The organism is Pseudoalteromonas sp. PAST1, assembly GCF_021532515.1.
Lineage (GTDB): Bacteria > Pseudomonadota > Gammaproteobacteria > Enterobacterales > Alteromonadaceae > Pseudoalteromonas > Pseudoalteromonas simplex.
Map to the genome: position 1 here is coordinate 39,131 of NZ_JAKGBH010000031.1, position 13,029 is coordinate 52,159.

The following is a 13,029-nucleotide window of genomic DNA, read 5'->3' on the forward strand; positions in this document are numbered from 1 at the left end:
ATGTCAGATTTAAAAACCATGATCGAAAACGCCTGGGACAACCGCGATAGCATCAGCCCAAGCACGGTATCAAGTGAAGTAAAACAAGCTATTATCGACGCGCTTGAATTACTTGATAGCGGCGCTGCACGTGTTGCTGAAAAAATCAGTGGTGAGTGGGTTGTACATCAATGGTTAAAAAAAGCGGTGCTACTGTCTTTCCGTATTCGTGATAACCAACCAATGAGCGATGGTGTTAATCAGTTTTACGACAAAGTACCCCTTAAATTTAGCGACTATACACCAGAGCAATTCCAACAAGGCGGCATGCGTGTTGTGCCTAATGCTGTGGCACGTAAAGGCAGCTTCGTAGGTAAAAACGTGGTGCTTATGCCATCTTATGTCAACATTGGCGCCTACGTTGATGAAGGTACCATGGTTGATACATGGGCAACGGTTGGCTCATGTGCACAAATTGGTAAAAACGTTCACTTATCTGGCGGTGTAGGCATTGGTGGTGTGCTTGAACCACTACAAGCTAACCCAACTATTATTGAAGACAACTGCTTTATTGGCGCACGTTCTGAGATTGTTGAAGGCGTTGTAGTTGAAGAAGGCGCTGTTATCTCAATGGGTGTTTACATCAGCCAAAGCACACGTATCTATGACCGTGAAACTGGCGAAATCCATTACGGCCGAGTACCAGCCGGTGCGGTTGTTGTTCCAGGTTCTTTACCGTCAAAAGATGGTTCGCACAGCCTATATGCTGCCATCATAGTGAAAAAAGTTGATCAGCAAACTCGCGAAAAAGTAGGTATTAATGCCCTACTTCGCTCGATTGATGAATAATAAAGCGGAGCTTTAAGCCGTCAGCTTTAAATTTTAGATATAAGAAGCGCGATGCTAACTAGTTTCGCGCTTTTTTGTACTTAGAGCTTAAAACTTAGGACTTAAGGCTTTTAACTTAAAGCGCCTCAGCTAAATTGTTACATCTTATTTCAAATACACACTTTATCGCTTAATTACGGCTATTCAGCGTTACTTCTGACATACATTTCATTTACCTCACTGGCACTTTTTTTACATCGCACTACAATGCACACAAACTGATTTTGGAACACACACAATGAACCTGACACGTAGTTCGCTGAAAAACCCTGCGAGTGTTATTGTCATCTTGGTGTTGATTATGTTGTTTGGCATGTTGAGTATTTTTAAGCTGCCAATTCAGCTCACACCAGATATCGAGCAACCGCAGATCACTATTTTCTCTGGCTGGCGCCAAGCTGCACCTGAAGAGATTGAATCGGTGATCATTGAGCCGCTCGAGAACGCAGTAAAAAACACCCCGGGTGCCTTAGAGGTTAATACTTACATTAACCGTGGCAATGGCTCTATCACGTTAACTTTTGCTGTTGGGCAAAACATGCAACAGGCCATGCTTGATGTGTTAACTAGCCTTAACCAAGCGCCGCCTCTGCCGTTAGATGCATTTGATCCTGTGGTTTTTGCTGGCGGCAATAATGGCGAAGCCGCAGCTACGTTACTGGTCACCCCAAAAGATTTTAACAGCGACAGCCTTGATTTAGACATGGCACAGTTCCAAAAACAAATCGATGAATTTGTTGAGCCCCGTTTGGCACGTATTCCTGGTGTTGCCCGCGTTGATTTAGCCAGTGAGCGACCAAAAGAATTACGTATTACTTTTGACCCTCACAAAGCCGCCGCTCTTGGCGTCAGCCTTGACCAAATCAGTAACGTATTAGCCAGCTCACGCGATACCTCTGGTGGCCTTGCCAATGTTGGCCGCCGTCAATATACCGTGCGCTTTACGGGGCAATATGATTTATCAAGCATGGCACAAATGCGCGTTGGCTATTCAGGCGATAGACCTATTTACCTTGGCGATATCGCAAGTGTAGAGCGCACTTTTTCTGACCGTTTAGGAATGAGTGGTCGAAATGGTAAACCTGCGTATTACATTCGTATTTCGCGCGCTAACGAAGCCAATACCGTTGCCCTACTCGACAACATTAACCTTGCTATTAAAGAGCTAAACGAAGGGCCGCTGGCTGAGAATGGCTTATCGATTGAATTAAGTTTTGATGCCTCAGTGCATATTCGTAATGCTTTGTCGTTGGTTAAAAGTAACTTAGGCCTAGGTGTTCTGCTGTCGTGTTTAATCTTGTGGCTGTTCTTTAGAGGCTTAAAGGCCACATTTGTGATTGCAGCGACGATTCCTGTCTCTTTGTTAGTCGCGTTTTTAACGTTGAATATTTTTGACCGTAGCTTAAATGTTATTTCATTGGCGGGCCTTGCCTTTGCTGTTGGCTTAGTACTTGATGCCGCCATCATAGTGCAAGAAAACATCGCAAGGCTCAGAAGCGAAGGCTTTGATAGTAAAAAAGCCGCGCTAAAAGGCGCAGCTCAAGTAACTGGCGCTTTATTTGCGTCAACCACCACCAGCGTTGCTATCTTCTTGCCAATTTTATTTATGGCAGGTATTGAGGGGCAGTTATTCTCTGACTTGGCGCTCACCTTATCTATTGCTGTAATTGCCTCTATGATTTGCGCAATTACACTAATCCCGTTAGCTAACCACTTTTGGCCAGACAAAGAGCTCAAAGCGGATCCTTATAGTAAATATTGGTATAAGCTAACTAACTTCATCATGGCGCTTACCAATACCCGCGTTAAACAAATAGTATGGATAGTGTCGTTATTGGGTGGCTCACTCGTCGCGACCATGACCATGCTCCCGAAAACTGATTTTATGCCGCGCGCACCAACCGATGGCTTTTTCTTTAACTTGAACACCCCGCCTGGCGGCAATGTGCAGTTTATGGAAGAAGAACTGCTGATGCGTATTAAAAAGCGCTTAATGCCTTATTACACAGGTGAAAAAGAGCCGGGGATAAAAGATTTTAACTTTTATGCTTTTGGTTCGAACGCTGGCGGTTTTATTTATTCTGCCGATCCGCAACGTGTTGAAGAACTAATGAAGGTAGCCCGAGAAGAAATCTTCATTGATTTACCCGACACCCAAGTATTCTTCTTTCGAGGGTCGATGATCCAAGTTGCTAATGGCGGTGATGGTCGTAATATCAATATCGATTTAACGGGTCCGAATATGGACGAGCTAATAGCCGGTGCTAATGTGGCGCTGCAAGCTGTCACCGAAGCAATGCCGAATGCCACTGCAAGGCCACAACCACGACTCGATATGGCAGAGCCAGAACTTAGGCTCACACCCAATGACCGTCGTATAACCCAAGCAGGGCTAACTCGTCGTGATGTATCTCAAGCAGTGCAAGCCTATACAGGTGGGTTATTTGTTAATGAATACTTTGATGGCAACGAACGCATGAACGTGATTTTGCGCGGCATACCGTGGCAAACTCCAGAGGAGCTTAAAGCACTGCCTATTGTAACCCCGCAATCAGGTATTCAAACTTTAGGTGAGCTTGCCAATATTGAGCGCACCGTGGGGCCAACACAGCTTAGACGTGTTAATGGCCGCCGTACCGTGAGTATTGTTGTCACGCCACCAGCAGACATGAGCTTGCAACAAGCGCAAACTATTCTCTCTGAGCAAGTTATGCCAAAAGTTCGTGCAAGCTTGCCTGACAGCTCTGGTGCGATTTTGGCGGGTAACGCACAAAAGATGAATTCGGCCATGCAAGAAATGACAATCAACTTTATCTTGGCTCTGTTTATTTTATTCTTGCTAATGACCGCATTGTTTAAGTCAGCCAAAGACAGCGCATTAGTTTTACTTGTCATGCCATTGGCAATTGCAGGCGGTGTACTGGCCCTATTCGTACTTAACTTATTTACCTTCCAATCGCTCGACTTACTGACCATGATTGGCTTTATTATCTTGCTGGGTCTGGTGGTAAATAATGCCATTTTGTTGGTTGACCAAGCCCGTGTTGCGATGGCCGCAGGACTCAATCGAGAAGACGCCGTTCGCCAAGCTGTGCTACTGCGCGCAAGACCCGTTTACTTAAGTACCTTAACCAGCTTATTTGGCATGCTGCCACTTATGCTAATGCCGGGGGTAGGATCAGAAATTTACCGTGGCCTTGCCACTGTGATCGTCGGCGGCATGGCCATTAGCGCCCTATTCACCCTGATATTAATGCCAAGTTTATTGCAACTTGGCAGACAACTGCCGCCTGTTAATAACAAACAGCAACCAGAAAAAACGCCTTTAAGCTTGGTATCGAATCAATGAGTATTAAAACAATGAACACACCTTTTCGTAAATTAACCGCTCGCTTTTGTGCGCTATTCAGTCTTATCGCATTTAACGCCTTTGCAGTCGTACCTGTTACGGTAGAAACCGTCACACAAGCTCCACTGACAAGCGAAATTGAAGTTAGCGCCACTTTGTATGGCAAAGACGATGTAACCCTAACGGCGGGTGTTAGCGGCCGTTTATTATATGTTGTTGAGCCAGGTACTCTGGTTAAAGGTGGCGATACCCTAGTTCGTATGGACACCTTACCGCTTGAACTGGAAAAAGCACGCCAGCAAGAAATGCTCAATCGCGCCAAAATAAACCTACGCTTATATCAACAAGAGCTCGCTCGTTTACAAAAACTCGCCAAAGCCAGCAGTGCTGCAGCAAGCCAAGTCGATGATATGCAAAATAAGCATGACCTTGCGTTATCTGATATCGCACTGGCTAAGGTTGAATTAAAAGTGATAGACGATCAGCTTTCGCGTGCAACCGTTCGCGCTCCATTTGATGGCGTGATCAGCGAGCGTTTTAAACGCGCTGGTCGCGAAATAAATCGCGCAGATGAACTGATCACTCTGCTCGATATTAATAACTTAGAAGTGCGTTTGTATGTACCTGTTAAATACTTAAAGTTTTTACACAAAGGCATAGAGTTACCAATTAAAGCTGGCGACTTATCAGCCCCTGATATGACAACAGCCACCGTAACAGCGGTGATCCCATCAACCGATCCGCGTTCACAAACCGTAGAAGTACGTGCTTTACTAGCAAATGATGCTGAGCAAACATGGGCAATTGGCCAACTGGTTGATGTAGCCGTGCCACTAAAAAGCAAAGGGGATGTACTACTGGTGAATCGCGATGCGCTGATCTTACGCAAAAAAGGCACCCATATCGTCAAAATCGACAACGACAACAAAGCCCTGCAAATTCCCGTAAAAGTCGGTAATGGTAAAGACAAGCTTGTTGAAGTCACCCCGACTTCTAACATCACTTTAAATGCGGGCGATAAAGTGGCAGTACGCGGCGCCGAGCAACTACAAACCGGGCAAGAAGTCGAAGTTCAGGTAAAGCAATAACTGCAAGGCTTGAGATGACTGCCAGCTATTAAATATTTTAAGAGCTGGCAGTTATGATAAAGGGTAGTAATGATTATTAAGAGTTGCGCTTGTTTTGGACTTTCTAGGAAGCAAAAAAGCAAGATCAGGGCCCTTCGACTTCCTTACTATCCTGAGTACCTAATTTAATTCCGATGACAGTACCAACAATCGCAAAGGCTATACTCAAAGGCACTTCTACAAACCATAAAGGTGGGATAAATAACGTTTGTAATAGTATCGATACAATTACTGTTTCCACTATAAAGCTCAGTAAATATACACTTAGGGCATAATTCCAAGCTTTTACAACATTGCGCTTAGCCATAACGGTATAAATAGCTGCGCTCAATAAATAAGATGGTAATAACTGGTATGTAAAATATTTACCGAATGAGAGTGAAGCTAAGTTATCACTTCCAATTATTAGAGTGATAAAGGTACTTAATACGGTATTCAAAACCAGCATGACTAAAGTGTATTTTACTATCCTTAAACTGTTCAATTTGTCTCCATATGTTATGTCACAATTATGATTTAGAAATGACCAACTAGATACACTAACGCAGAACTAAGTTTACAGCTACGATTCGCGTTTAAAATACTCGCCTTATAATGCTTTAAAATAGTAAATCATTCTAATAACCTCTTTTATTTTATAGCAATAAAGAGGTTCCCAGCGAAAGCTTAGTGGCAAACACCACCAAAGCATTGAACCTGTGTAAAATTTTGTCTCTTGCTTACTAAATTTAAACTTACATCCTTTGAGGGCTGAACCAAATTTTAAACTTTTTGGCCTTCCACCTGTTGTAAGTGCTTCATTTGCTTGAGAGATAGATAGCATATTTACTTCTAAGTCAATATAACCATGGCTACAGCCAACCTTTCCTACTTTTATTGAAATAGGATCAGAGTTTTCAATATGCTCGATTACTATGTCATCTAATATAAATTTCATAATTCTTTTATATATGTTACGTGCCTTATAATCAGTGCCTTGTAAGTAAAACTACAGAACCCAAACTAATCGCGCGATTTAATTATTTCGACCATTTCATGCTTTTTACTATAATTCCCCTATCACTTTATTTTAGAGCTCAGCCATGAATACACTAACAGCAAATGATGCAAAACGTAATTTTGGTGAACTACATTTAAACGCCCAGCGTGAGCCTATTAAAATTAGTAAAAACAACGAGGACGTCGTAGTGGTCATGTCTATAAGGGATTATGAAGAATTAGAAGCTATGAAAGTTGACTATATTAAGCATTGCTTTGAAAACGCAACAAGAGACTTAGCTCAAGGTAATGTAGTTGATGGTAAAGACTTCTTGGATACTTTATAAAACACTTTGCAAAAGATAAGTTACAAAAAATCCAGAAATTAGGCGTAGCTGTAATGACATTTATCCAAATGGTTTTTACTTTCCTATTGGTAAACACACTGCTTATTTTATTAAAGAAGATGGTTTTATAATGATTGTTGCCGTACTAAACCAATCTCAGCTTCCTGAAAACCACTTATAATTGCACCACCTTCCACAAAGCCAACACCTCTCACTGCAAACAGCCAAACCCTTTTAATGAAATTTCTTGTGTATTCGCGCCGCTTTGGTTCTTATGTTGAATGATCAAGCGTGAATCTTGGCTAGTAAAGGTAAAGGTTCCGAGCCAAGGTAGCTGGGCTATGGGTTGCATGTGGTAAAAACCGTTGGCATCAAAGCATATAAATGAGAACTCATGATGTACCGGGGCAAATACGCCATAATCAGCGGTAAATACAGCAATGTTGTCTTGCAGCATAAAATACTTCGCTTGCGTGCCCGCCACTAAATACCAAAAACATATTGCTGTCATTATCACCACCTGTAAGCCGCCGAGTAAAAAGACTGAAAATTTAAGAATACGGGTCGATTTACTGGCTTCCATATAAAGGCGCTTTGCTTTGAGTAATAACCAAAGCCCAATGGCAACCATAGTGAGCTTTACAATCATCAGCGCTACGCCTATTTGGTACATAAGTTTAGGGCTGTGCCATTGAATGCCAAATGTTTGCGGGATAAACAAGCTATCAATTAAGGGCAGTAAAATGAGTAGGAATGGCAGAATAAGCGCTTTGTTTTTCATTATTTACTTTTCTAGTGTTCTCGCATAGATAAGAGCCTAATGTTAATTCTTGGACTCTAAAAAAGCAAAAAGGCGCAACCTGAGGTTACGCCTTTTATCGTTCTGGGCAGAACTTAAAACTTACAGTGCAGCGAATACATCGTCTGTTTTAGCAGCACAGATAAAATCATTTTTGTGTAACCCTTTGATAGAGTGGCTCCACCAAGTAACAGTTACTTTGCCCCACTCGGTTAACAGACCTGGGTGGTGACCTTCTTCTTCAGCCATATCGCCCACTTTATTAGTGAACTCAAGTGCTTGCTTGAAGTTTTTAAACTTGTAAACACGCCCTAATTGCATAATGCCGTCGCGCACTTCAGGAACCCAGTCTGGGATCATTTTGATCAATTCTGCTAATTCAGCATCAGATACTTTAGGCGCATCCGCACGACACGCTTCACACTTTTGTGTGCTTAATGAAGACATTATAAATCCTTAACTTGCTAATTTTTCTTTAGGAGGAAACTTTGGCTCATGTAGCCCTAATTCTTTTGCTTTACTCACCAGCGACATGATATCCATTTGTGAAATATCAAATAAGTCATTGATTGAGTTAATGGTGTAGTACACAGGCTGCATAATATCAATACGATAAGGAGTACGTAATACATCAAGCACGTTCATCGCATTGATTTCTGGCTTATCTGAGTACACGTATTGTGTTTCGCCTGGGCTTGATAAAATACCACCACCATAAATACGCAGACCTTGTTCTGTTTGCATTAAACCAAATTCAACAGTAAACCAGTAAAGGCGTGCTAAATAAACACGATCTTTCTTTTCAGCGGCATAACCTAACTGACCATATTTGTGTGTAAACTCAGCAAATGCTGGGTTGGTAAGCATGGCACAATGGCCAAAAATCTCGTGGAAAATATCTGGCTCTTGTAAGTAGTCAAACTCTTCACGGCTGCGAATAAAAGTCGCTACTGGGAACTGCTTGTTTGCTAGTAATCGAAAGAACTCATCAAAATCGATCAGTGCCGGAACAGGCGCAACTTGCCAGCCCGTTGTTTCGAGTAACACTTCGTTGAGTTCACTAAGTTGTGGAATACGATCTGTTGGTAAATTAATTTTCTTAAGACCTGCTAAATATTCATCACAGGCTTTACCTTCTATGCAAGCGAGTTGGCGAGCAACTAGCTCAGACCATATTTTATTTTCTTCTTCGCTCCAATGGATAACCCCATTTTCATCAGGTTGCTTGGAGGTGTAATTACTTGCTTTAGCCATAATAACCTTCTTCGTTAAATCTTGATCAGCATTGATCAGAATCTCATTAACTTGTTAAGCCGATACTATGTAAAAGTAAGCGAAATTTTAATAGTTAAGGCTGTTTCTAAGGTTTGCAAAAACAGCCTTAACGTAAACATAAAATTACACCAAAAGATCGAAAAGTTTACACACCATGTTTTTAAAGGGCTAAAAGCAAATGCAATCGCAAACTTTTTATTACAACCTAACCAATGAATGTAAATGCAGTTTTAAGATCGTTAATAATATCGTTAACATCTTCTAGACCAACTGATAATCGAATTAAGCCATCACTGATCCCTGCTGCTGCCCTTTCTTCAGGTGTATAAGGCGAATGTGTCATCGATGCAGGATGTTGAATGAGGGTTTCAGCATCCCCTAAACTCACAGCAAGCGTGCAAAGCTGGGTGTTATTTATAAATGTTTCGCCATCTTCAAGGCTGCCTTTTATTTCAAATGCAATAACACCACCAGCGGCTTTCATCTGCGAGCCAATAAATTGATGACCCGGGTGTGATTTAAGCCCAGGGTAATAAACTTGGCTTACTAACGGGTGTTGCTCTAAATATTCAGCAACTACTTGGGCACTCGCACAGTGGCGCTCCATGCGTACAGCAAGGGTTTTTAAACCGCGATTAATTAACCATGCATCATGAGGGCTAATCGTTGCACCAATATCTTTTAGCACCGTCATTTTTATCAGGTTGATATGCTCCTCTGTGCCACACACAAGTCCTGCTACCACATCACCATGGCCATTTAGGTATTTAGTTGCACTGTGTACCACAATATCAATACCAAACGAGGTAGGTTGCTGTAGCAGAGGCGTTAAGAAGGTATTGTCGATAACGCTTATCAGTTGATGCTGTTTGGCAACATTGGCAATCAAGCTTAGATCAAGCACCGCCATGGTCGGATTAATTGGCGTTTCTGCAAAAATCATTTTTGAATTGGCTTTTACCGCGCCGCGAAGTTCAGCTTCGTTAGTCATATCAACAAAAGTAACTTCGATACCAAAGCGCGGCAACATATGAGCAAAAAATGCAAAGGTACAACCGTATAACGCGCTTGATGCGACTAGGTGGTCACCTTGTTGTAAAAAGCTAAGCACAGACGCAGAAACCGCACCCATACCGGTCGCTGTGGCGGCCGCTGCTTCACAGTTTTCTAACTGAGCCACTTTTTGTTCTAGCTCTTGGGTTGTCGGATTACCTAAACGGGTATAAATAAAGCCCTGCTCTTCACCAGCAAATCGGGCTGCACCTTGGGCTGCATTAGCAAAAGAGAAGGTAGAGGTTTGGTAAAGCGGCGCACTCAGTGCGCCGTGAGGGTCATTTGGTTTTTCTGGACCATGAATACATTGTGTATGCAAGTGATGCTTAGTCATTGTGTGTTCTCGTTTTTATTATCAGTACTTCATACTCATAAATAAAACGTAGATACCCACAATGCACAAGCATGCCGGATGCTCAGATGGCTAAATATCACTCAGCTGTTTTTATTAACTGTACACAAAAGTTGTCATTTTGTATTTTCGCTCTCTTTGTCGCTCGTACGTGAGGCAATTTTACGAGCAATACTATTAGCGGTTTCTTTCAGCAAGCTACGCTTATGCTCTAAGCGAGGTAACGGGCGGCTAAGCTCCATCGCTTTATACCCTATACGTGCGGTAAAAATACCGGCACTTAGCCCTTGCGCTGCACGGCCCGACAATTTTCCCAGTAATTCAGCGCTTAGTGCCGTTGCTGCTAAATCTGAGACTAACTCTGCACTACCAACAAACAGTACTTGTTTCACTAATAAGCGATACAATTTAATACGGCTTGCATAACCAAAACCAATACCGTAAATACGGCCAATTTGTTCAATGAGCTTAGTGCCACGCCATAGCACCGCCATCATATCAACTAAAGCCAGAGGGCTTAGCGCAACCAATAAGCCAGACTCAGTGGCAAAACGGTTAATCAGTTTTTTCGCTTGCTGATCTTGGCTGACCAATAAGCTATCGGCGTATAAGGTCATGATTTCTTTATCGGTATGGTGACTTGCTATTTGCTGCTTAAACTCTTCAAACCCAGTAAGCGTTTGGTGTTTATTAAGCTTTTCTAGCCATGGTAATGCTTCACCTACTTGCTCGCTATTGAGTAAGCGGTCGGCCTCGGTACGATGCAATTGATTACGCTTTAAACTTCTTAGCATGCGGTACTCGCGCCAAATAACACGGGCAATCAGTAGCACACCACTGAGAACAGCCGTTAAATACACCGAACCTAAAATAATTGATTGCTGGAACGTCACAAACAATGACATCGCAAACTCAAGTAGCACCAAAATTAAAAAGCTAACAACAAACACCCCTTTTAGGGTTTGCCATTTAGACTTTTTATACACGGGCTCAAGCTCAATGCTATCTTGCTGATCTTCTTCAGTGTCGATAAATTCGGCGTTTTCTATGACTTTAGCAACAGTTAACTCCTCTGTAGGAGCTTCGTTTCTTGCAGAGCTTGAAATACGGCGACCAGCCTGAAAGTTCATCTCCTTTGGTTGCTCACTCATGTTAGTTTATCTCCCATCAGGTACTGCATGACATGATCTAAACGAATATGCTTTAACCGTTTATCAGGGCATGGCAGTGGCGAAAACGATAAGAACTCAAAGCCCTGTTTTGGCCACTCTTGTTTGTTGAGCAGGCGTGACGGTGGCTGCGGCGGTAAATACGTCAGCCATTCTTGCTCGCCTAAAGGCTTGCCATAAATACAAGCTAACTGCTGGCCTTTCTCAGCCACTTGGCGCGGCTCTGTTGCGCAGATAGATGACATTGCCATAGTTTCGATTTGCACGCCTTCGAACTTTAAATGATTCGTTTGATCATGCACGATTGAATCAAGCAATAGCGCTAAATCTTTATGATATTGCGCACTAATATGATCTGACTTATTGGCCGCAAACAGTAGCTTGTCGATATTTGGTTTAAACAAACGTTTAAAGAAACTTGCTTCACCATAATTAAAATGGGCCAACAATTGGTTAATAACACGGCTTTGCTCATGTAAGGTTTCGCTGCCTTCATTCAAGGCACTGAGCACATCCACCAGCACAATTTGTCGGTCAAAATGACGAAAATGCTGCTCGTAAAAAGGTTTTACAACCTCTTTTACATAGGCTTTATAGCGCTTTTTAAGATGCGCGAGATTCGACCCTTCGGTTATGTCGTCAGGCACATTCGCAACTGGGAAAAACTGCAGTAGCGGCGCTCCTTTAAGCTCGCCTGGCATCAGCATGCGACCAGGTTGCAGCATGGCAAGTTTGGTGTCTTTTTTAAGGCCCACTAATAACTGCTGATAAAGCGCAGCGACATCAGCAAGTTTGCTCTCATCAACACTTGCGGATAAATCAAGTTCAGCAAGGGCTGTTAAAAATGGCTTCGCTTTTTCGTTGCGTGCTGCTTGCTGCAAGAGTGAGTATTGTGACTCACACCAATCAGCAAATGATTGCTCTAGCATTGGCAAATCAAGTAGCCATTCACCTGGGTAATCAATAATGTCTAAATAGAGCGTTGATTGCGGTGCAAAGTGACCGCGTAGCCCCGAGTTACTTTGGTACTTAATTGCCAAACGTAGCGTATTTATACGCTCGGTAGAGGCAGGCCAAGCTGGCTCAACTTCAACAGGTAACAACGCTGATAATGCATTTGTGTATTCAAATGTCGGTATTGTCAGTGCTTGCTGCGGCACTATTTTTGTGGCGATATGACGCTTTTCGCGCATCACATCAAAAAAAGGTAAGTTTTTATCGTCAGCTTGGCTGGTTAAATGTTTAACCAAGGCGGTAATAAAAGCGGTTTTACCGCTGCCACTTAAGCCTGTAACGGCTAACTTCACGTGTTGATCTAAACTACGGTGAAGGGCTTTTTCCGCTTTATTTTTTAACGAATTAAAGGTGTTCTTTGCAAATGATTGGCTCATAAAGTGTCTAGCACCTTATTTGCGCTGGGTATCACGATGCAAACAAGGTGCGTATATATCCTTTAAAGTTTGTTGATTTCACGGCTAACCGTAAATTCTGTTGATGTGACATAGCGTTCCATCTCTTGTAAACGACCATCAACTCGAGCAAGACGATCTTTTAAGTCTTGCAATGCACGGCGAGGTGGTTCCCCTCACGGCTAGCGCATTTTAATCCCAGACTCTAACAGGGTTGAGCGGTAATCATCGTCTAGCCCTGCCATTTTCTTTTTCCTCGCCATACTAGCTGACTTAGATGTATCTTGTTTAAAAAGCGCCATGG

The 13,029-nt window shown here is 42.7% G+C and carries 12 protein-coding genes and 1 pseudogene; 4 read left to right on the forward strand and 9 right to left on the reverse strand.

The annotated features are described in order from the left end of the window. The 3 genes from dapD to L1272_RS15340 all read left to right on the forward strand — a co-directional run bounded on the left by dapD (position 1) and on the right by L1272_RS15340 (position 5,304). Complete coding sequence (dapD, locus tag L1272_RS15330; RefSeq protein WP_054553126.1) at positions 1-828, forward strand: 2,3,4,5-tetrahydropyridine-2,6-dicarboxylate N-succinyltransferase; 828 nt, start codon at positions 1-3, stop codon at positions 826-828. A gap of 277 nt (positions 829-1,105) precedes the next feature. Then, positions 1,106-4,216 carry an efflux RND transporter permease subunit gene (locus tag L1272_RS15335; protein WP_235373791.1) on the forward strand — a complete coding sequence of 1,037 codons (3,111 nt, stop codon included), beginning with the start codon at positions 1,106-1,108 and terminating at the stop codon, positions 4,214-4,216. Between the two features lie 11 nt (positions 4,217-4,227). Further along, positions 4,228-5,304: an efflux RND transporter periplasmic adaptor subunit gene (locus L1272_RS15340; protein ID WP_235373798.1), complete on the forward strand. Its 1,077-nt coding sequence runs from the start codon at positions 4,228-4,230 to the stop codon at positions 5,302-5,304. A gap of 124 nt (positions 5,305-5,428) precedes the next feature. On the opposite strand, the gene L1272_RS15345 is transcribed toward L1272_RS15340, so the two are convergent. Further along, positions 5,429-5,827: a hypothetical protein gene (locus tag L1272_RS15345; protein WP_138617122.1), complete on the reverse strand. Its 399-nt coding sequence runs from the start codon at positions 5,825-5,827 to the stop codon at positions 5,429-5,431. A gap of 105 nt (positions 5,828-5,932) precedes the next feature. Beyond that, the gene (locus tag L1272_RS15350) at positions 5,933-6,280 is read right to left on the reverse strand and encodes a hypothetical protein (protein ID WP_166341574.1); all 348 of its coding nucleotides are present in this window, start codon (positions 6,278-6,280) and stop codon (positions 5,933-5,935) included. A gap of 145 nt (positions 6,281-6,425) precedes the next feature. Between L1272_RS15350 and L1272_RS15355 the strand changes: the two genes are divergently transcribed. Further along, a complete protein-coding gene (locus L1272_RS15355; RefSeq protein ID WP_138617117.1) occupies positions 6,426-6,668 on the forward strand; it encodes a type II toxin-antitoxin system Phd/YefM family antitoxin in 243 nt (80 codons plus the stop codon). Positions 6,669-6,879: 211 nt separating this feature from the next. Here L1272_RS15355 and L1272_RS15365 read toward each other — a convergent pair whose 3' ends face one another. The 7 genes and pseudogenes from L1272_RS15365 to L1272_RS15395 all read right to left on the reverse strand — a co-directional run. Then, on the reverse strand, positions 6,880-7,449 hold the full coding sequence (locus L1272_RS15365; RefSeq protein WP_235373792.1) for a hypothetical protein: 570 nt from the start codon (positions 7,447-7,449) through the stop codon (positions 6,880-6,882). Positions 7,450-7,569: 120 nt separating this feature from the next. Next, positions 7,570-7,914, reverse strand: a complete 345-nt coding sequence (locus L1272_RS15370; RefSeq protein WP_235373793.1) for a 4a-hydroxytetrahydrobiopterin dehydratase — start codon at positions 7,912-7,914, stop codon at positions 7,570-7,572. A gap of 9 nt (positions 7,915-7,923) precedes the next feature. Further along, positions 7,924-8,721: a phenylalanine 4-monooxygenase gene (phhA, locus tag L1272_RS15375; RefSeq protein WP_054553132.1), complete on the reverse strand. Its 798-nt coding sequence runs from the start codon at positions 8,719-8,721 to the stop codon at positions 7,924-7,926. A gap of 226 nt (positions 8,722-8,947) precedes the next feature. Continuing rightward, the gene (gene megL / locus L1272_RS15380) at positions 8,948-10,129 is read right to left on the reverse strand and encodes a methionine gamma-lyase (protein WP_235373794.1); all 1,182 of its coding nucleotides are present in this window, start codon (positions 10,127-10,129) and stop codon (positions 8,948-8,950) included. Positions 10,130-10,263: 134 nt separating this feature from the next. Further along, entirely contained in the window at positions 10,264-11,298 is a 1,035-nt protein-coding gene (locus L1272_RS15385) for a TIGR01620 family protein (RefSeq protein ID WP_235373795.1), read from the reverse strand. Beyond that, complete coding sequence (locus L1272_RS15390; protein ID WP_235373796.1) at positions 11,295-12,707, reverse strand: YcjX family protein; 1,413 nt, start codon at positions 12,705-12,707, stop codon at positions 11,295-11,297. The genes L1272_RS15385 and L1272_RS15390 overlap by 4 nt, the downstream gene beginning before the upstream one ends. A 62-nt stretch (positions 12,708-12,769) precedes the next feature. Then, a pseudogene (locus tag L1272_RS15395) lies at positions 12,770-12,901 on the reverse strand (envelope stress response membrane protein PspC); the annotation flags it as partial. Positions 12,902-13,029: the final 128 nt, after the last annotated feature.